Here is a 19429-nt window from a genome sequence, read left to right on the forward strand (position 1 = left end):
CGTCGGATTGGCGACGCTCCAATGGAAACGATCGGTCAAAGATCAGCCGAGCACGTCCTGATTGATGACGTTCTGACGGATCGGCTCGCCGTCGAGCGCACTGAGGATGTTGCGGGCGGTCTGCTCGCTCATGCGGTCGACCGCTTCCCGCGTCACGCCGGCCACGTGCGGCGCCATGATGACGTTGGGAAGGCTGAACAGCGAATGGCCGGCCGGCGGCGGCTCCTGCTCGAACACGTCTAGTCCGGCGCCCGCCAGCTTGCCCGATGCCAGCGCGTCATACAGCGCCTTCTCGTCGACGATGCCGCCGCGGGCGGTATTGATCAAATAGGCCGTCGGCTTCATCAGCTTTATCCGCGCCGCATTGAACATCCCGACCGTTTCAGGATTCTTCGGGCAGTGGATGCTGACAAAATCGGCGCGCGGCAGCACGGCATCGAGACTGCTGACCGGCTCGCATCCGGCGGCCTTGATGTCGGCGGCGGTCTTGTAGGGGTCGTAGACCAGGACGTTCATTTCCATGGCAAGGCACCGCCTGGCGGTGCGGGTGCCGATGCGGCCGAAGCCCACGATCAGCACGGTCTTGCCGAAGAGATCGTAGGGCAGCATGCCAAGCCTCGCCGCCCAGTTGTTGTCCTTGACGCAGGCGTGCATCTCGACCGCGCGCTTGGCGAGCGTGAGCATCATGAACAGGGCCTGCTCGGCAACCGACGGCGAGTTCGCAGTGCCCGCCACCATCAGCGGCACCCTGCGCTTGCTCAAGGCGGGGACGTCGACGGCATCGAAGCCGACGCCGATCCGGGTCACGACCTTCATGTCGCCGGAAGCCTCGAGCTCGATTTCGCCGAAACGGGTGGCTCCCAACGCGACGCCGTGCACCGGCGCATGCTCGCGCAGCTTGGCCTGAAAATCCCCGGCCGAGATCATGTTGGAGAATTCGACCATCTCGATGTCGTCGCGTTCGCCGAGAAGCGTGCGGCCGGCCTGCGAGAACGATTCTGTGATGAAAATCTTCTTCTTGTTGGACGCCATTTCCTGCCCTGGTGATGCCTGCGCGCCGTCAAAGGACGGCGCCGGTCACCTCGTTTAGCAAATGCATATTGTTGAGGTCCATCGCCAAACGCATGGGAGCTCCGTCCTGCGCGCCTGCATTGGGATTGACGCGGCCGCAGACCTGCGCGCCGTGCAATGGGAAGTAAACCAGCGTTTCCATGCCCATCGGCTCGGTGACGTCGAGGACGGCGTCGAAGGGCTCGACGCCGGACTCCGCATGCGCGCTCGCCTCGGTGACGTGCTCCGGGCGGATGCCGAGCAGCAATTTGTCGGTACGCGGAATTTTCTGGTAGCGCGCCGCACGGGCCGCCGGCAGCGGGAAGGCGATCCTGTCGCTGAGGCGTATCTGCGGCTTGCCGCCGGCATCCTCTATCTGGCACGGAATAAAGTTCATCGCCGGCGAGCCGATGAAGCTGGCGACGAACCGGGTGGCGGGACTGTGATATAGCTCGGTCGGCGTGCCGATCTGCTCGATGCGGCCATGATTCATGACCACCACCCGGTCGGCGAGCGTCATCGCCTCGACCTGGTCGTGGGTCACGTAAACCGTTGTCGTGCGCACCTTCTGGTGCACCTTCTTGATCTCGATCCGCATCTGCACGCGCAGCTTGGCGTCGAGATTGGACAGCGGTTCGTCGAACAGGAAGACCTTCGGGTTGCGCACGATGGCGCGGCCCATGGCGACGCGCTGGCGCTGGCCGCCGGAAAGCTGCTTCGGCTTGCGGTCGATCAACTCGCTGATGTCGAGCATGCGCGCGGCCTCGTCGACGCGCGCCTTGATCTCGGCCTTCGGGTAGCGCTTCAGGCGCAGGCCGAACGACATGTTTTCGGCGACCGTCATGTGCGGATAGAGCGCGTAGTTCTGGAACACCATCGCGATGTCACGGTCCTTCGGCGGCACGTCGTTGACGACGTCGCCGCCGATCATGATGTCGCCGTCGGAGATGTCCTCGAGCCCGGCGATCATCCGCAGCGTGGTGGACTTGCCGCAGCCGGACGGGCCGACGAGAACCACGAACTCATGGTCGGCGATATCGAGATCGATGCCGCGCACCGCCTCGACTTCGTCGTAGCGCTTCACAACCTTACGCAGATTCACTTCGGCCATGAGTACAGTCCTCAACCCTTTGTCGCACCGGCGGTCAGGCCGGCAATGTAATAGTCCATCAGGAAGGCATAGATGATCAGCGGCGGTGCGGCGCCGAGCAGAGCGCCGGTCATGATCTGTCCCCAGTTGAACACGTCGCCCTTGATCAGGGTGGTGATGATGCCGACCGGCATCACGAGCTGATCGGTCGAAGTGGTGAACACCAGCGGATAGAGGAACTGCGCCCAGGAGACCGTGAAGGCAAAGATCGTCGCCGCGATCAGACCGGGCAATGCCACGGGGATGAAGATACGGGTCAGCGTCTGGAACCAGGAGGCGCCGTCGATGATGGCGGCTTCATCCAGCTCCTTCGGGATCGAGGCAAAATAGCCGATCATGATCCAGGTGCAGAACGGCACCGTCAGGGTCGGATAGATGAACAGCAGCACATACCAGCGGTTGATCAGCTGGATTCCCGTCCAGTCGCCGATCACCACGAACATCTTGAACAGCGGAATGAAGAGCAGCGTCTCGGGAATGAGATAGGTCAGGAAGACGCCGGTGCCGAGAACCGTCGACCCCCAGAAGCGCATCCTCGACAAGGCAAAGGCCGCCGGCACCGAGATCAGCATGGTGATGCTGACGACGAAGATGGAGACGATCGCCGAGTTCCAGAAGAAGCGCAGGAACTGGTTCGAGGTGAGGAGGGCAATGTAGTTGTCGAGTGTCGGGTGGAAGACCCACCATGGATTGGTTGCCGCCGAAATCTCCGCGCTGGTCTTCAGCGAGGTGATGAGCATGTAGATCGGGGGCGTCAGGAAGAAGATCGCGAAGATCACCAGGAAGAAATAGGACCAGCGCAGCGCCCAGGCCCGGTCGCGGCTCATGCTGCCGTATTTGGTCTTGCGGGTCGGTCCGGCCTTGTCGATCGTGATCGTGGTCATCAGGCTTCATTCCCGCGCTTGGAGATGTCACGCAGGATGAAGATCGCTGCGACCGCCAGGATCGGCACCATGAAGAGTGAAACGCTGGCGCCGAGCGGGATGTCGCTGCCCTCGATGCCGACGCGGAACGCCCAGGTGGCGAAGATGTGGGTGTGGTCGAGCGGGCCGCCTGCGGTCAGGATGCGCACGATGTCGAAATTGGCAAAGGTGACGATCAGCGAGAACAGCGTCGTGATCGCGATGATGTTGCGCATCATCGGCAACGTCACGTACCAGATGCGCTGCCACCAGTTGGCGCCGTCGATGGCGGCGGCTTCATAGAGCTGATCCGGCACGGATTTCAGCGCGGCCAGATACATGATCATGAAGAACGGCGCGCCGACCCAGATATTGACGAGGATCACCGAGAAGCGCGCCCAATATGGGTCGCCAGTCCACGGGATCGGTCCGATGCCGAAGAACGAAAGGGTGTAGTTGAAGGCGCTGTAGGAGGGGTCGAACAACCACAGCCAGGCCAGCGTGCTCATCGCCGGCGGGATGACCCACGGCACCAGCAGCATGCCGCGCCACTTGCGCTGGCCCTTCGCCGGTATGTTGTGAACGAAATGCGCGACGATGAAACCGATCACCGCCTTGAAGATAACGGCCGTGATCGCGAAGATGCAGGACTGCTTGACGACCAGCCAAAATGTTTCGCGCTTGAACAGGAATTCGAAATTCCCGGTTCCGACAAAGCGCGCCATCGACTTGTTCAGCGTCGCAAGATGGACCGCGTAGAAGGCCGGATAGATGACGAGCGTCGCTATCAGCAGGATCAGCGGCAGGGCCATCAGGAACGCGATGGTCGATTTCCGGCCCAGCACATTGCGCAGGCCCGAGCGTTTTTGCGCCGTCCGCGCGGCGGCCGTGCTGCTCGGCTGCAAGGCGACGTCAGCCATGGTGCGTCTTCCCCGTCAGTTTTCGTCCCGGACGAGGCAGGCTCGCAAGCCTGCCTGACATGAGGCAGCGGCGGCCCGCGATGCGACGGGCCGCCCCGAACTGCCGCGTCAGCTCCGCATGAAGCCTTCGCACTCGCCTTCGGCCCAGGCGAGCGTCTTTTCCATCGCTTCGCCCTGGGCGTAACGCAGGCACATCTTGGTCATCGTGGCCTGCGTGTAGATCTGCTGGGCGATCTTGGGCGGCGCCGGCGCCGCGGCGATCGAAAGCGTCTGATGGTTGTGCGGATTCGGGTAATGGTAGAGCGTGCCCTTCGGCGGCCCTTCCTCCTGCCAGACCTTCAGCGTGGTGAGATTCGCGTAGCCGGGCAGGTCGTAGCCACCGCTCGCCACGCACATCTTCTCGATCGCCTCCGGCGTGGACAGCGCGCGCAGCACGCTCTTGGCGGCCGGCTTGTTCTTGGAGAACGACCAGGTGGCCCAGAAGTAGGACAGATACGGTGCGTAGCGCCCTTTCGGACCGACCGGGAAGCCATGAGTCCAGCACTGCTCGGCAACCTGCGGTGCGTCACGCTTGGCGACGGCCCAGGCACTCGGCGGGTTCATGATCATGGCGCCCTTGCCGGAGACCAGCCACTTGTTGTTGGAAGCGTCGTCCCAGGCCCCGACATCCGGCGGCAGGAATGAGATCAGCTTCTTGTAGAACTCCAGCGACTGGCGCACGGCATCGGTCTTGACCGTAAGGTTACCCTTCTCATCGACAAGGGCCGCACCGTGGGCCTGGAAAAACGCGCCGGCGGAGTCGACGTTGTCGCTGGTCTCGCCGAGACCGATGCCGAAGGGAACGCCGGCCTTCTGGCAGGCCTCCGCGGCCTTCAGGAAGGTTTCGAGGTTCCAACTGTCGGCCTTGGGCGCCTGGCCGGCGGGATAGAGCGCCTGCACATCGATGCCGGCATGCTTCTTCATGAGGTCGATGCGCGAGCAGGGGCCCTTGATCTGGCTGCCGACGCTCGCGGGCACCGCGAGCCAATTGCCCTTGGACTGTCCGAGATACTTCACGGTGCCGTTGACTTCACCGTTCTGCTTGATGAGATCGCCCATCACGTCGTTCATGGGCTCGAGCAGCTCGGCCTGCGCATGCGGCCACCAGGTCGGCATCGCGAGGATGTCGTGACCCGACTTGGCCTGCGCTTCGGCGGCGATGGTGAGCAGATTCTTGTTGCCCTGGCTCGGGATGTAGTCGATCTGAACCTCGACCTTTTCCTTCTCCGCCCAGGCATTGACGATATCGGTGGAAGCCTTGTTGGCGCCGGGAACCCAGTGGTCCCAGAAGCCGATCGAGAGCTTGCCGGCGGCGTGGGCGCCGCGGACATAGGGCGCCGTGATCATCGCGGCCGAGGTCAGCGCAGTAGCAGCAACAAATTGTCGGCGAGAAAGCTTTTTCCGAGACATGGGGTTTCCTCTTTGTTGAGCCAGGTTTTTGATTGTTTTTTATTTGCTCCGTCCTGCTTCACACCGGATCGGACGGTGTGGCGGCGGATTTTTCTTGAGCAGGATCAGAGCAGAATTGTTTGCGTCTGTCGAGAAAACAGGTTGGGCAATCTCATTGAACTAACGTTGCGTGCAAAATGAGCGATGATGGTCGTGTGCACGGCAATGATCACGGATCATCAATAATCGGTCCCACGATATTGCGCCGCACACATTACGGGGCGAACTCGAAACCGGGATCGTGCGCGATTGCGCCGCAGTTCCACTGTTGCCGGTTTAACTCGTTCGCCCGACAAGATTTTCCCGAGCGCCGGTGGAGCCGCGCGACGGTGGACGAGTTCGGGGCGAAAACGATAGTCTTGAACCTCGGCCAACAGCGTTTGCTCACGCCAGACTTTCAGATCGACCATGGAGACCACGTAATGACCCGCCCTGAACCGATCGCGCGCGCCAGATCGCGGTTGTGTCTTGCTGTCGCATCCGTCCTCGTCCTGGCTGTCGGCATTCCGGCCATCGTGAACGCACAAGGACTGGTGCAGGGCGTCCAGCAAGGGGCGCGTGAAGGCAACAAGGCGGCCGGGCCGATCGGCGGCGTGTTGGGTGGCGCCATCGGCGGCGTGGTCGGCGCAGTCGGCGGCGTGGTCGGCGCGGTCACCGGCAACAACAATCAGAACCAGAAGGGTGCGCAGCCCGCGGCCAAGCAGGATGCTGCCAAGGACGCCGCCAAGTCCGACGCGGCCAAGTCGGATGGCGCCAAGTCCGACAAGGCGGCCAAGAACACCAAGACAGCCAAGGCCGCTGCCGCCAAGCAACCGGCAGTGCTGACCCAGCCCGGCGCGCCGCAACTGACCGCCGACCAGATCGTCGCCACCAGCGACGCCAATATCGAGCGGATCAAGAAAGAGCTCAATCTGACGCCGGAGCAGGAGAAGCACTGGGGCGGCTTCAACAGCGCCATGCACTATCTCGGCCACAACGGCGCCGAGCGCCTCAACCTGCGCGTCTCGCGCGCCAAGCGCGATCCGCCCGACGACATCATCGAGCAGATGCGCAACGAGGCGCAATTCCTCAACGACCGCGCGGTCGACCAGCGCAACGTCGCCGACGCCGCCGAGCCCTTGTTTGCCGCGCTCGACGACAAGCAGAAGCAGATATTCATCAACGAGATGGTGCGCCTCAGCCACGAACGCGGGCTGGACTAGAGCCGGATGACTTTTCTTCGAATCGTCATCCCGCTCTATCTTTTTGTTTGAGCATGATCTTTTTCGGAAAACCGGTATCCACTTTTCCGGATCATGCTCTAGCCGCAGTTCCAACCGCCATGATGACGGGGCTGCCGCAGGAGCGGCCGGCCGACGGGGCCGGCTGCGAATAGCCGGGCGACCATGCCCTGGGGTAGGTTGAGAGGCGCGGCACCCGGCTATCCTGCCGCAGCGGCGCGGCGCCCTCCAATTCTCGTCCAATCGTGAAGAAACGCTGACCGACTGTGGCCGGAGTGATGGCCAAGTCGCGGCCTTGTCGGGAACTTTGGCCTTTCGCAACAGGTGTTGCGCGGCAATCACAACGCTCCCGAATTCATGCGTCAAACCAACATCCCGTCAACGCAGGCCGGCCGGATTGGTGTCGAATAGAAGGCGAGATCAAGACGCCAGACAATCCCAGCGTGATTGCACGGCACACCCTTGCGGCTATGCTTCCGGGCGATTCCAGGGGAAGGGCGGCCGGATGGACGAGAGGCGCAAGCACGCGCGAACCGAGGTCAACGAGCCCGCTTATGTTTCCTCCGGCGGTTCGGTGATGCGCTGCGTGGTGCGCAACATCTCGCCGGAAGGCGCGGCCATCGACGTCGAGCAGCCGGCCTTCGTGCCGGCGCGCTTTCGCCTTGTGATGGCGAACGATGCTTCCAACGTCCATGAGTGCCGCGTCGCCTGGATCCAGCAGAACCGCATCGGACTGACCTTCGTCGATGCGGCGGATCTCGCCGGCTAGCGCTTGAGCAGCGGCTTGAGGAGCGCTTCCAGTTCTTCGTAGGACATCGCGCCCTTGTATTTCTGGCCATTGATGAAAAAGGTCGGGGTCGAATCCACCTTCAACGTGTCCAACGCAAAACGCTGGTCGGCGGAGAGCTTCTCGATCATCGTCCGATCGCTCTCGCAGGCCTCGACCTCCTTTTCGCTCAGGCCGTTCTGCTGGCCGACGAAGTAGAGGGTCTCCTTGGGCTCGGCCATCAAGCGTGCCTGTAGCTTGAACACGGTCTCGACCACGGCGAGATATTTTTCGGGATCGTTCTTGCTGATGCAGCGCGCCAGGATCGAGGATGCCGCTGCCGCCGCATCGAGCGGGAATTCGCGGAACACGAAGCGCACCTTGCCGGTATCGATATAGCGGCTGCGCAGCATCGGAAACACGTTCTCGCCGAAAGCCGCGCAGTGCGGACAGCTCATCGAGGCATATTCGGTGATGGTGACCGGCGCCTTCGGCGAGCCGATCGCGATGTCGGGCAGCGATACGGGTTTGGCAACCTCCGCCGCGATCACGCTTTGCGCTACCGCCTGGCGGGGAAGGGCGAGCGGCAGCATCGCAGCCAGCGCGACAAGCCCGGCCGGCAACAGCGCGCGGGCGATGGTTTGGCGAATGCCTTGCACAGGCTGCTCCCGAATGGCCGGTAAATGGCTGTGGCGATGATGGCGCCGGGCGCCGCTCTATTTCTGCTTCCCAGCGGCTTTCGGCGCATCCGGCGAGCGCACCGTCCCCCAGGGATCGGTCGGGCCCTTGTCCGGAATGTTCTTCAGCGAATTGCTGTAAGCCCGTTGCGCATCGCGCTCGGCCTGGCGTTCCGTCGTAGTCTTGGCCTTGTCTTCCTCTCCGTACCGCGGCATCCGCTCCTGCTGCGCAAATGCGGATTGGGCCAGGGCAATGACGATGGCTGCCGACAGGATAACTCTCATTGTGTCTCTCATAAAACTGAACGTTGCGCATTTCAGATAGGGCAGTCTATCACGGCTGCCACGATGGCGGCCAAGGGGTCGTTGCGGCGTCTTTTGCGCCGTTTGGCCACAGTTACCCCGCATGGCGCGGTTTCGCATTCCCGCGGCACGATTTTGCCCGGGTTTTGCCGTTTCGTTGACCCTCCTTGAGAAGAGGGCGCAGGGAATGCCGGGTGCGCGCTGCACCCGCGGTCTCGCGTGCCAATTGCGCAAGCACAAAAGGCTGCACACGAGCATACAGGTGAGCGGAGAACACTCCGACATCCCCTGCGCAATGGCTTTACGGCTTACTTCGTGATCTTCCCGGTGGAGCGAGCTTGTTGTCACCGTCGTCCCTGAGAAGCGTGAGCTTCTTAAGAACTTGACGCCAGCGTCGCGGCGTCAGAACCACACGACTTCGCCGTACGCAGCCCGGCTTCGCAAGAGCTTCGCCGGGCACGGCCCGTGCGGTCCTCTCTTGAAGCGCAACGCCACTCGCCTGTGGCGCCGCCGCGTCCATCGCATCCCGCGCCCAACGTGTCGTGACGATGGCGATACGCCCCTCATCTGGGTGCGAGACGGGCAGGTTATACTTCTGATTTTCCGAATTGTAAAGTGATTTTTTGCGCGGCGATCTGGACGACCCAAATCAGCTTGAGATTGTTCAGGAAAATAGATTTCAGGCGCAACGGAATTCGTGTGCCCTGGAAGGTGTGACTAGCACTGCGCGCTGAGTGGATAGAACACGCAGACCGTTCTGTCGCCAACTTGCTCAGTTGCGAATCCGTTAAGAATAACCCGATTAGGAACACCGGGACGCCAGCGCCTGTTTGAGTGCCGTGGGAGGCCAGAATCCGATGGTCGGCACGCGTCACCGTATCAAGAGCATACAATCACGCTCGAAGAGCGCCTTGCCGCGGAGGCTGCCCGACTGCGAGAGCAGGCCAAGTTGCTTCCACCTGGCGCGGTGCGTGAGCGAGTCTTGCGGAAAGCCCGCCAGTGCGAGACAGGCTCGCTCGTGAATGAGTGGTTTAGATCGCGCGCATCAGAAAGCCCGACCTGAGCATGCGCCCGATCAGAGCAAATAGAGGCGAATTGTTATTCTCGATCGCACTGATCTGGATGCTGTTTCTTAGCGCCGCCCTGATCTACATCATCTTCGGAATGTAACATGACCAAAGCCGATGCGAACCGCTACCGCAAACAGGCCGCGAAGTGTCGTCGCCTCGCGGTGAACGCAGCTAGTCGTATTGAAAGGGAAGCATTGCACCAGATGGCCGACGAATGGCTGAAACTCGCCCAACGTGCCAAGTATGTAAGCCGGCGGCCGTAATTATAGGAACGATGCTCTCAAGTCCTCTTTGGTCTTTGCAAACCAAAAAGGAGCATGCACAGGCTCAAAAGTCGCGCAACTTGAATCCCGCGGACTCTCCGGCTCGTACTGCGTAACGCATCAAAATGCTTCGTGGCATTCCCTTCGGCATTCAAGCGTCTCACGCGTTCAGGTTCATTCAGACCGCCTTCGGCTCGGTAAAATTCTCGATCGCGGCTGTGTCGTGGTGTTGACGGCGCACGTTCGAGCCGTCGCCGAGACGGGCGCATTCCAGAAGGACGCGTTCACGTCGGCGTTCCAAGTCTGACCAGGCATTCCTTGAGAAAGGAATATTCCATTTGCTGGCGACAAGCCATGAAGCCACAAGCAGCGAATCCGATCAGGAGCATGGCCCAGTCCGGAGGGTTCAAAAACGGCTAGACGGCATCAGCCGCCGGTTGCCACCAACATGAACCCGCTGGCCATACACGTCACAGCCGCAATAAAGAGAGCCATTTCCGACGGTGTCAGCATCCAATCGTTACGCATGTTGCGCCTCAATTGTTGGACGGACGAACCTCAGCGCCAAGGCTGGCTTCGAAACCATTAAAAAGTGGTTAAAGATTGAGTTGTTCCATTTCCGCTCGGGACTAGTCCGCAGGGGTATGTACCCACGGCCGACTGCTTGTAGGCGGCGACTTTCAACCAATCGAGCTAAAGGGCGGCCCTCTTCCAAGGTCTGGGAGGAGTGTTGATAAGTAAGCCCGCACCAGCCGAGCTCAGGACAAACGACAATAGCCCGTAAGGGTAATCGACAAGCAACCAGCAGAACACAAGCCACGCAATCAGAGCAGCCTTCGTCCTTGCGTTCCCTGCATGCAGCCTCGAACGAAGTCCTTTGATGGCACCCTTGATTTGGTCGTCGCTCTACCGCCGCAGTAGAGGCGGCGGCTTCGATGCAGGCCGCTTACGTGCCAGAGCAATAGATTGTTGAGCCCGACCGTCACCAGCAGCGCCAGTGCGCGCGGCTCCTCATCTTTTGAAGAACCCATCATAACGGCGCACGGCCTCGTTGACGAGGTTGCGATCGTGCCGCTCCGCTTCGGGGAGGGCGATCACCGGATGGTAGATTTCAGCCGGGATCGTCAGTCGATCCCGCACGTCCTTGTTGGCCTACTGCCACCAGCGATCGAAAGCGTCCATCAGACTTCAAGGGGTGAACAGCCCTTTGACATCAGTCAAACGAAGCTTGGTCCGCGCGGCAAGTGCTGCCTCAGCATCCAGCTCGTCCCGCGGCGATCTTGTCGCCCGCGAGCTGGTCTTTTGCTTTGAAGAATGCCCGCATGTCGCGAACGAAGGCTTGGGCCACCTCAGGCGGCAATTCCAGCTGTTTACGCAACATAGTGTGAAGATGGGGAATTTAAGCAAATATCGAGTCTAGCTTATCATTTGATACGACAGGAGCCTGCCGGATAGGCCATTATCGACCATCCGGGGAGGAGGACATTTCAGTGGAAGATTGTGAGCCCGGAAGGCCGCTGACGGTTTCAGCGGCCTTTTTGCGCTCGGCACGCAAAGTAGACCGCAGACGAATCCGAAGTGAGACGCCAACACTGTAGAGCGTCGCGGGCATCCCCCCGTTCGCGATGCCCACGGTCAATCATACGTAACAACGCGTCGAGCATCTCAGACATTCAGGTTCATCCAGACCGCCTTCGGCTCGGTAAAGTTCTCGATCGCGGCGGTGCCATGCTCGCGGCCGAGACCGGAATCGCGCTCGCCGCCCCACGGCAACCGCACATCGGTGTAGCCATAGGTGTTGATCCAGACCGTACCGGCGCGGGCGCGTTTGGCAAAGCGCTGGACACGGCCCATATCGCGGCTCCAGACGCCGGCGGCAAGACTGTAGGCGGTGCCGTTGGCGATGCGCAGCGCGTCGGCCTCGTCCTTGAACTTGATCACGCTGACGACGGGGCCAAAGATTTCCTCCTGCGAGATCCGCATCTCGTGCTTCACGCCGGCGAATACGGCCGGGCTGATGAAATAGCCGCGCTTGCCGATCTTTTCGCCGCCCGTGACGAGGGAGGCACCCTCATTCCGGCCGATGTCGACATAGTCGAGGATCGACTTCATCTGCTTCTCGGAAATGACCGGGCCGAGCGAGGTGCCGCGATCGAGCGGATCGCCCATCCGCAGCGACTTTGCGCGGGCGGCAAGCCGTTCGACGACCTCATCGTAAGCCTTCTCCTGCACCAGCACGCGCGAGCCCGCCGAGCACACCTGTCCGGCATTGAAGAAGATGCCGGCCGCGGCAGCCTTGGCGGCGGCGTCGAGATCGGCATCGTCGAAGATGACGTTGGCGGACTTGCCGCCGAGCTCGAGCGAGACGCGTTTGAAGTTGCCGGCGGCGCCTTTCATGATGCCGCGGCCGACGCCGGGCGAGCCGGTAAAGGTGACCTTGTCGACATCGGGATGGTTGACCAGCGCGTCGCCGACGGTGCGGCCGGGGCCGGTCACGATGTTGAAAACGCCGGGCGGCAGGCCGGCCTCCAGCGCCAGTTCGCCGATGCGCAAGGCCGAGAGCGAGGTCAGCTCGGCGGGCTTCATCACGACCGTGCAACCGCAGGCCAGCGCCGGCGCCAGCTTCCACATGCCGATCATCAGCGGAAAATTCCACGGCACGATCGCCGCCACCACGCCGACCGGCTCGCGCACCGTATAGGTCAGCGCGTCGTCGCGCGTCGAGATCACGTCGCCGCTGATCTTGTCGGCCCATCCGGCGTAATAGGTGAGGGTGTCGATCGCCGCGGGAAAATCCTGGCGCAGCACTGCGGCAATCGGTTTGCCGGCATCGAGGCTCTCGATCTCGGCGATTTCATCCGCGTGTCGCTTCAGAAGCTCCGCCCATTTGAGCAGGATATGGCCGCGCTCGGCGGCGCGCATCGTGCGCCACGGCCCCTCAAAGGCGCGGCGCGCGCTCGCGACCGCGCGGTCGACATCCGCCTCATTGCCTTCCGCGATGGTGGCGATGACCTCTTCGGTGGCTGGATTGAGCGACTTGAACGTTTTGCCGGAGGCCGAGGCGACGCGGCGGCCGTCCAGAAGCAGCCCCTGCGGTTTGGAGAGGAAGGCGGCTGCCGCCGTCTCGGGGGTAAAGTCATATGCAATCGACATCATATTTCCTCCGTAGCTTGTGTTTGAAGGTAGGAGGATATTTTCAACAGTAAATATGATATCGTGTGCCTATGGCTCGTCTAAATATGAACTGTATTTCATATACTGGTGATACATGCTGAACATCGAGATCGAGACCGTCTGGCGTTTCCACCGGGAAGGCAGCCCGCAGAGCGTCGTGGTGATGCTGGGCGTCCTCAACGAAATCAGGAAAACCGGCAAGATCACGAGCGCGGCCAATGACGCGCATCTTTCCTATCGCCACGTCTGGAACCTGATCGAGCACTGGTCGCAGTTTTTCGGCGTGCCGCTGGTCGAAACAAGGCGCGGCAAGGGTTCGACGCTCACCGCATTCGGCGAGAAGCTGGTGTGGGCCGGCGAACGCATGCAGGCGCGGCTCGGGCCGCAGCTCGAAAACCTCGCGCAGGAGCTTGCGACCGAGATCAAGCCGTTCCTGCATCAGCGGCCATCAGTCATCCGCGTTCACGCCAGCCATGGTTTTGCGGTGTCAAAGCTGCGCGAGCTGCTGGACCGCGAGCCGGGCATCGGCGTCGACCTGCGCTATGTCAGCAATCAGCATTCGCTGGTCTCGCTGGCGCAAGGCGCGTGCGATCTCTCGGGCGTGCACCTGCCGCGCGGCGAACTGCGCGCGCAGGGCGTTCAGGCCTGCAAGGAATGGCTCGACCCGCGCCAGGATCGCGTGATCAGCTTTGTGACGCGCGAGATGGGTCTGATGGTCAAGCGCGGCAATCCGCTGAAGATCGGCTCGCTGAAGGATATCGCTCAGAAGAAGGCGCGGTTCGTCAATCGCGATCACGATTCCGGCACGCGTCTGCTGTTCGACCAGTTATTGACGCTGCATGGCATCGACGAGGCACGGATCAACGGTGCACAGCAGATCGAGTTCACCCACGCGGCGGTGGCGGCCTACGTCGCGAGCGACATGGCCGATGTCAGCTTCGGCGTCGAAGCAGCCGCGCGGCAATTCGGCCTCGATTTCGTGCGTCTGTTGACGGAAGACTATTTCTTCGTATGCCGCCACACGTTTCTGGATACGGCGCCGATGCGGCGCGTGCTCGACATCATGAAAGGCCAGGAATTTCACGAAGCTGTGGCGGCGCTGCCGGGTTACAGGGCGACCGACACGGGCGTCGTTCACACAGTCAGGGAATTCCTCGACAGGGTGGACGCCTCCCGCGGCGCAGCTTCTACCTGACCGCATTTCCGGCAATCAGAAGCGATTTCCCGTCGTGTCGAATTTATCACACCCGTCAGCGGTGGAGCGCGCCTCGAAGCCTCGTGTCATTTAGTTGTTAAGTGTGTCCCGATTGGGATCGACAGAAAGTCCGTCGCGGACGTAGATAGGGCACTCCAATTTTCCACCGGGGGGCGGAAATGCAAGAGTACCACGCTTACCTGATCGCGCCGGACGGCCGCGTTGAGTTTATCGCCCTGTTTCTTGCCGACGAAGAAACAGCGAAGGATCGTGTTCGACCATTCGCGTGCGAGCACGATGTCGAATTGTGGCATGGCGACAGGAAGGTCGCGGCGTATTCAAGGCCATCTTAGGTTGCAGCCTGCCCGCGATGGCACTGGAGTTCGGCTCTATTATCCCGGAGCGGGATGACTTTCATGCTCTGGCGCGGAAACAAAAGGGGCCGCTCAACCGCGACCCCCTGCCGGCAAAATCTTGTTCGGAAATGAAATGTAGCCCCGGCCCGACAGTTTTACCGACTGTGGCCGTCATTGTGGATTCCGGAAAAGCACGGTGTTCCCACGCCGGAACCCGCGACGCGTTGGTGTCGACCATCGATGGCCGAACGTGGGCGAATTAATGGCTACGGGATTGCGCGGTTGCCAGGGCTATCGCGGGAGCATGCTCTTGATAGCCCGCTGCACCACGTCGCTGTATCTGCCCTTGTTGAACTCGATGTCGATCAGCCACAAAATTCCGATAGCCGTGCAGGCTGCGATAAATACTCTCATGGCGCTGACCTCACAATTTGAGGGACCGATGAGCGTCACGTCAAAAATGCGTCTGTTCAATTGCGGGCAGAACACTCTGCCGATTTTCGATAGCGACTGTCGGGTAGTCCCCGAACTATCGTTTGACCCGCCAAACAGCCGGGACGCATGATCCTATCATGGCTGGCAGATCACATGTCCGGGACAATCCGCCGCTGATCAGCCTCGGCGGATGTGTCGTCATTGGTTTGCCCGAATGGAGGCGTATCGCACCACCGTTTGCTGATTGCGTTTGATTTCAGTCTGAGCGCCGGTTGCGCTATTTATGAGAGAGAGATTTTCGCATGGGCAGGACGACCAGAATTACGAGCGGCGATCTGTTGTGGATTTTTCGTGAGCGGCTCTCGTCCATCAGCGATCGTTTCGGGACTGCGCCGATTGCGATCGTGCCAACCGCCGATGGCTGGGAAGCCATAACATCGCGCCGGTATCGAAATTCCCAGCCGCAGCTCGCCAAGTGCATCGAGCAAATCCAGGCGGAGCTCCGGCCGATTTACCGGCTGTCGCAGGATTGACGTTCCCGTCTTAAAGGCGATCGTCAACCGGCTTGGACAAGCCTCAGTGCCGGCAAGCAAACTGCAATGAAAGCAGGTCGAACACGCGCGAATCAACTACAGTCGGAGCGGGGTAGGAAGCGGAGAACTCGTCATGAAGTTCGCTTCCTTCGAAAACGCGCTGACGCTCGCCACGCTGGCGCTGTTCGCCGTATTTCTGGTGTGGAGTGTCAGAATTATTGCCGCGTGGGTGTGAGCCGGAGCGTGATGACTTTTCTTCGAATCGTCATCGCGCTCTACATCTTCGTTTAAGCATGATCTTTTCGGAATACCGGTGCCCACCTTGCGCTAACGCGGCCCTTCGGGTCCGGATCATGCTCTAACCGGTGCGCAGCGCGTCCACCGTATGGGCCGCAAACACACCGATGCTCACAAGGAGCATGAACGCAACAACGATATCCATGACGCCACCTATTGGTTTGGCGGCACTTTACGCGCGTCAGTGTTTCTGAAGTGTTTCGTCCGGTTCAGAAAATGGTTTCGCGGGGAACCGCCAAACCCCCTTGCTCGCCGTTTCGCCGTTTCCGGAAGAACGGGAGGTCGTTGGGAGCCGGACGTGGGGTGACTGCGACTTCTCGCTCCCTGTGTGACGGCAGGGATGTCTGTACATCTTCGCCACATGTTCGATTCGTATCTCGCGAAGTGGGACCTCGTTCCCGATGGCAAACCAATCGTCACACGTGCAGCGCGGCTGCTACCGGTAATCCGGCGTGGCGAGCCTGCCATGCTCAAACTATCGCTTGAGGAGGACGAACGACGCGGCGGCCTCGTCATGGAATGGTGGAATGGTGACGGCTCGGCCCGTGTGCTGGCGCGGGAGGATCACGCTCTGCTTCTGGAGCGCGCCTGCGGCCTTACTTCTCTCAGCGACATCGCCCGCACGGGACAGGACGATGCGGCTTGCCGCATCCTGTGCTCGACGGCCGCACGCCTTCATGCGCCCCGGGCAGCGCCGTTGCCGAAACTGACGCCGCTTGCACAATGGTTTCGCGAGCTGGCGCCGGCCGCGAAAACCCACGGCGGCATTCTTGTCCGGTGCGCTGAAACGGCCGACACGTTGCTGCGCACTCAGCGCGAGATCGTGGTCCTGCATGGCGATTTGCACCACGACAACGTGCTGGACTTCGGTGCGCGCGGCTGGCTGGCGATTGATCCCAAACATATTGCCGGCGAGCGCGGCTTTGACTTCGCCAACATCTTTACCAATCCCGATCTGGCCGACCCGACACGACCGGTAGCGACCGAGCCTGGACGCTTTGCGCGCCGCCTTGAGATCGTTGCAGAGGCCGCGAAACTTGACCGGCTCCGCCTGCTTTCCTGGATCCTCGCCTGGACCGGGCTGTCTGCGGCGTGGTTTCTGAGCGACAATGATCCGATGGCGGAAATCGACCTGCATATCGCCCGGCTCGCCGCGGCCGAGATCGATCGGATGTCCTAGACGCGCTTGCGGCCTACGGCGCAGGCCGGTCGTTGCCGTCAAACAAAATCCGTTCGGCCGCGCCTTCGAGATCGTCATACTGATCGTTGTGCAGCGTCCACATGAAGGAGGCGAGGCCGGCGAGGCCAAGGCCGATGGCGATCGGCACGAGAAAGAAGAAATCGATCATTTGACCGCCCCGATCAGGACAGGCGGCTTTTCCCGTGGCGCGGCCGGCCGTGCGCTTGTTGCCGGCCTCAAGCGGCCGAGCCGGAGGGCGTTGAGCACGACGGTGATGGACGACAGCGACATCGCAATCGCGGCCAGCAGCGGGGTGACCTCGCCGAGCACCGCGAGCGGGATCGCCACGACATTGTAGACGACCGCGAGAGCGAAGTTCTGGCTAACGAGCCGGCCGGCGCCTTTCGCGATCGCGATCGCCTGCGGAACGGCTTGCAGGCTTTTGCGCAGGAACACGAGGTCGGCGGCGTTGCGGCCGATATCGGAAGCCGATCCCGGCGCCATCGAGACATCGGCGGCCCGCAGCGCCGGTGCATCGTTGAGGCCGTCGCCGACCATCAACACCTTGTTGCCGGCCTGCCTGAACGCCTCGACACGCCGGATCTTGTCGGCCGGGCGCGCCTCGGCCGTCCAGGTCAGGTCGAGCTGGCGAGCGATTTTTTGCACGCGCGCGTCGTGGTCGCCGGACAGGATTTCGACAACGGCGCCAGAGCCTTTCAACTGGGCGACGGCTTCTGCCGTGCCCGCGCGCAACTGATCGTCCAGACCAAAGCAGGCAAGGGCCTTGCCGTTGATCGCCAGAGCGACCGTCGCATCGCGCGCAACTTCGGAAGCGGTGCGGTCAGTGACGGCCCAGTCCGGCCGCCCGAGACGGTACAGATCGCCGCCACGCCGCGCCTCGATACCGTCGCCGAGGTGCTCGGACACGGCGTCAAATGCGAGTTGCGGCCGGCCATGGCCGAGCGTTGCCAGCGCTTGCGAATAGGGATGACGAGAGTGGGCCGCCATGGCGGCCGCGATCCCGAGCGCCTCGTCGGCCGCGTTGCCGATGACGGCGAGCCGCGGTTGCCCAGATGTCAACGTGCCGGTCTTGTCGAAGATCACTGTATCGACGGCGGCGAGCCGCTCGAGCGCGCTGCCGTCCTTGATCATGATGCCCTGCTCGAACAGCCGCCGTGCCGCGACGACATGGACCATGGGCACCGCAAGGCCGAGCGCGCAGGGGCAGGTGACGATCAGGACGGCGATCGCCGCCGTCATAGCAAAATGAGCGCCGCCGCCTGCGATCATCCAGCCCGCGAAGGTCAGGACGGCGAGGGAGTGCACCAGCGGCGCGTAGAGCCGCGCGGCCCGGTCGGCGATCCGGCGGTAGGCCGACCGGCCGGCTTCCGCCGCTTCCATCATGCGCGTCATCTCGGTAAGGAATGATTGCCTGGCCGCTTTCGTCGCGACGATCGTCAGAGGGCCCGTCAGGTTGAGAACGCCGGCCTGCAACTGTTCGCCTTCGCCCGCTGGCCGCGGGGCGCTTTCTCCCGATACCAGCGAGAGGTCGAGCTCGGAATTTCCGCTGATCACGCGCGCATCGACCGGGACGCGTTCGCCGGCGGCGAGCAGGATGGTCATTCCCGGCTCGATCTCGTCGACCGGCAGATAGGTCCGCGCGCCGTCAGGCTGGAGCACCAGCGCGCCGCGCGGCGACAGCCGCGCGAGGCCCGCAACCGCCTGCCGCGCTCGCTCGCGCATGACATGATCGAGCGTGCGGCCGATCAGCAGGAAGAACAACAGCGACACCGCCGCGTCGAAATAGGCATAATGACCATGATGGATGGTCTCGTAGAGGCTCATGGCGAAAGCGAGCAGGACGCCGACCGAGATCGGGACATCCATGTTGGTCCGGCCATGCCTGAGGCTGCGCCAGGCCGAGGCGAAGAAGACGCGGCCGGAATAGGCGAGCGTCGGAAGCGCGATCAGTGCCGAAATCCAGTGGAAGAGATCGCGCGTGGCCGCGTCCGCGCCCGACCACACCGAAACGGAAAGCAGCATGATATTGCTGGACGCAAAAGCCGCCACCGCGAGCGCGCGCAGCAACTGGCTCAGCACTACGTCTTTGCGGTCGGCGCCCGCATCGTGCAGATGGGCGTCGTAGCCGATCGCCTTCAGCGCTTGCATGAAGGCGGGAGGCGTATCGCCGCGCCAGAACACGCTCACCCGCCGCGCCGACAGATTGGCACGTGCGCGCGCCACGCCGTCGAGCTTGCCGAGCGCCGCTTCGATGCGCTGTAGACATCCGCCGCAATGAATGTCCGGCACCGACAGGTCGGTTTGCCGCAGGCCGTCCGCGACCTGCCGGCTCGCGAGCATGATCTCGTCGTCAGGCGCACTCACCTGCTGGAGATGGAGTTCGGCTCCGGGTGCGCAACAGCTCATGGCTCAGCTCCGTCGCATCGAGG

The 19429-nt window shown here is 62.0% G+C and carries 17 protein-coding genes; 6 read left to right on the top strand and 11 right to left on the bottom strand.

The window, feature by feature from the left end; genetic code table 11:
• Window positions 1-42: 42 nt before the first annotated feature.
• From JQ628_RS05290 to JQ628_RS05310, 5 genes are all read right to left on the bottom strand, one after another.
• Window positions 43-1032 (bottom strand): hydroxyacid dehydrogenase, encoded by a 990-nt coding sequence (locus tag JQ628_RS05290; RefSeq protein ID WP_212220334.1) that lies wholly within the window; start codon window positions 1030-1032, stop codon window positions 43-45.
• Window positions 1033-1060: 28 nt separating this feature from the next.
• A complete protein-coding gene (locus JQ628_RS05295; RefSeq protein ID WP_212220337.1) occupies window positions 1061-2161 on the bottom strand; it encodes an ABC transporter ATP-binding protein in 1101 nt (366 codons plus the stop codon).
• Window positions 2162-2172: 11 nt separating this feature from the next.
• A complete protein-coding gene (locus JQ628_RS05300) occupies window positions 2173-3084 on the bottom strand; it encodes a carbohydrate ABC transporter permease (RefSeq protein WP_212220340.1) in 912 nt (303 codons plus the stop codon).
• On the bottom strand, window positions 3084-4022 hold the full coding sequence (locus tag JQ628_RS05305; protein WP_212220343.1) for a carbohydrate ABC transporter permease: 939 nt from the start codon (window positions 4020-4022) through the stop codon (window positions 3084-3086). The genes JQ628_RS05300 and JQ628_RS05305 overlap by 1 nt, the downstream gene beginning before the upstream one ends.
• A gap of 108 nt (window positions 4023-4130) precedes the next feature.
• A complete protein-coding gene (locus JQ628_RS05310; protein ID WP_212220345.1) occupies window positions 4131-5471 on the bottom strand; it encodes an ABC transporter substrate-binding protein in 1341 nt (446 codons plus the stop codon).
• Between the two features lie 461 nt (window positions 5472-5932).
• On the opposite strand from JQ628_RS05310, the gene JQ628_RS05315 reads away from it, so the two are divergent.
• Both JQ628_RS05315 and JQ628_RS05320 read left to right on the top strand, forming a co-directional pair.
• Window positions 5933-6712: a Spy/CpxP family protein refolding chaperone gene (locus JQ628_RS05315; protein WP_212220348.1), complete on the top strand. Its 780-nt coding sequence runs from the start codon at window positions 5933-5935 to the stop codon at window positions 6710-6712.
• 523 nt (window positions 6713-7235) lie between these two features.
• The gene (locus JQ628_RS05320; protein WP_212220350.1) at window positions 7236-7499 is read left to right on the top strand and encodes a PilZ domain-containing protein; all 264 of its coding nucleotides are present in this window, start codon (window positions 7236-7238) and stop codon (window positions 7497-7499) included.
• Here the strand turns inward: JQ628_RS05320 and JQ628_RS05325 are convergent.
• Both JQ628_RS05325 and JQ628_RS05330 read right to left on the bottom strand, forming a co-directional pair.
• Window positions 7496-8155 carry a DsbA family protein gene (locus JQ628_RS05325; RefSeq protein ID WP_349628019.1) on the bottom strand — a complete coding sequence of 220 codons (660 nt, stop codon included), beginning with the start codon at window positions 8153-8155 and terminating at the stop codon, window positions 7496-7498. The genes JQ628_RS05320 and JQ628_RS05325 overlap by 4 nt on opposite strands.
• Window positions 8156-8212: 57 nt before the next feature.
• On the bottom strand, window positions 8213-8458 hold the full coding sequence (locus tag JQ628_RS05330; RefSeq protein ID WP_212220353.1) for a hypothetical protein: 246 nt from the start codon (window positions 8456-8458) through the stop codon (window positions 8213-8215).
• 1189 nt (window positions 8459-9647) lie between these two features.
• Between JQ628_RS05330 and JQ628_RS05335 the strand changes: the two genes are divergently transcribed.
• Window positions 9648-9809, top strand: a complete 162-nt coding sequence (locus JQ628_RS05335; protein WP_212220356.1) for a hypothetical protein — start codon at window positions 9648-9650, stop codon at window positions 9807-9809.
• 1665 nt (window positions 9810-11474) lie between these two features.
• On the opposite strand, the gene JQ628_RS05340 is transcribed toward JQ628_RS05335, so the two are convergent.
• Complete coding sequence (locus tag JQ628_RS05340) at window positions 11475-12962, bottom strand: aldehyde dehydrogenase family protein (RefSeq protein WP_212221116.1); 1488 nt, start codon at window positions 12960-12962, stop codon at window positions 11475-11477.
• Window positions 12963-13077: 115 nt separating this feature from the next.
• On the opposite strand from JQ628_RS05340, the gene JQ628_RS05345 reads away from it, so the two are divergent.
• Both JQ628_RS05345 and JQ628_RS05350 read left to right on the top strand, forming a co-directional pair.
• Window positions 13078-14178, top strand: a complete 1101-nt coding sequence (locus tag JQ628_RS05345; RefSeq protein WP_212220360.1) for a substrate-binding domain-containing protein — start codon at window positions 13078-13080, stop codon at window positions 14176-14178.
• Between the two features lie 179 nt (window positions 14179-14357).
• Entirely contained in the window at window positions 14358-14531 is a 174-nt protein-coding gene (locus tag JQ628_RS05350) for a hypothetical protein (protein WP_212220363.1), read from the top strand.
• A gap of 294 nt (window positions 14532-14825) precedes the next feature.
• On the opposite strand, the gene JQ628_RS34680 is transcribed toward JQ628_RS05350, so the two are convergent.
• Window positions 14826-14948 carry a hypothetical protein gene (locus tag JQ628_RS34680; protein WP_283815766.1) on the bottom strand — a complete coding sequence of 41 codons (123 nt, stop codon included), beginning with the start codon at window positions 14946-14948 and terminating at the stop codon, window positions 14826-14828.
• Window positions 14949-16160: 1212 nt separating this feature from the next.
• Between JQ628_RS34680 and JQ628_RS05355 the strand changes: the two genes are divergently transcribed.
• Complete coding sequence (locus tag JQ628_RS05355) at window positions 16161-16979, top strand: aminoglycoside phosphotransferase family protein (RefSeq protein ID WP_212221118.1); 819 nt, start codon at window positions 16161-16163, stop codon at window positions 16977-16979.
• Between the two features lie 13 nt (window positions 16980-16992).
• Here JQ628_RS05355 and ccoS read toward each other — a convergent pair whose 3' ends face one another.
• Window positions 16993-17148 (bottom strand): cbb3-type cytochrome oxidase assembly protein CcoS, encoded by a 156-nt coding sequence (gene ccoS, locus JQ628_RS05360; RefSeq protein WP_212220366.1) that lies wholly within the window; start codon window positions 17146-17148, stop codon window positions 16993-16995.
• Window positions 17145-19406: a heavy metal translocating P-type ATPase gene (locus JQ628_RS05365; RefSeq protein ID WP_212220369.1), complete on the bottom strand. Its 2262-nt coding sequence runs from the start codon at window positions 19404-19406 to the stop codon at window positions 17145-17147. Before JQ628_RS05365 ends, ccoS begins: the two co-directional genes overlap by 4 nt.
• Window positions 19407-19429 lie beyond the last annotated feature (23 nt).

The organism is Bradyrhizobium lablabi, assembly GCF_018129385.1.
GTDB lineage: Bacteria > Pseudomonadota > Alphaproteobacteria > Rhizobiales > Xanthobacteraceae > Bradyrhizobium > Bradyrhizobium lablabi_C.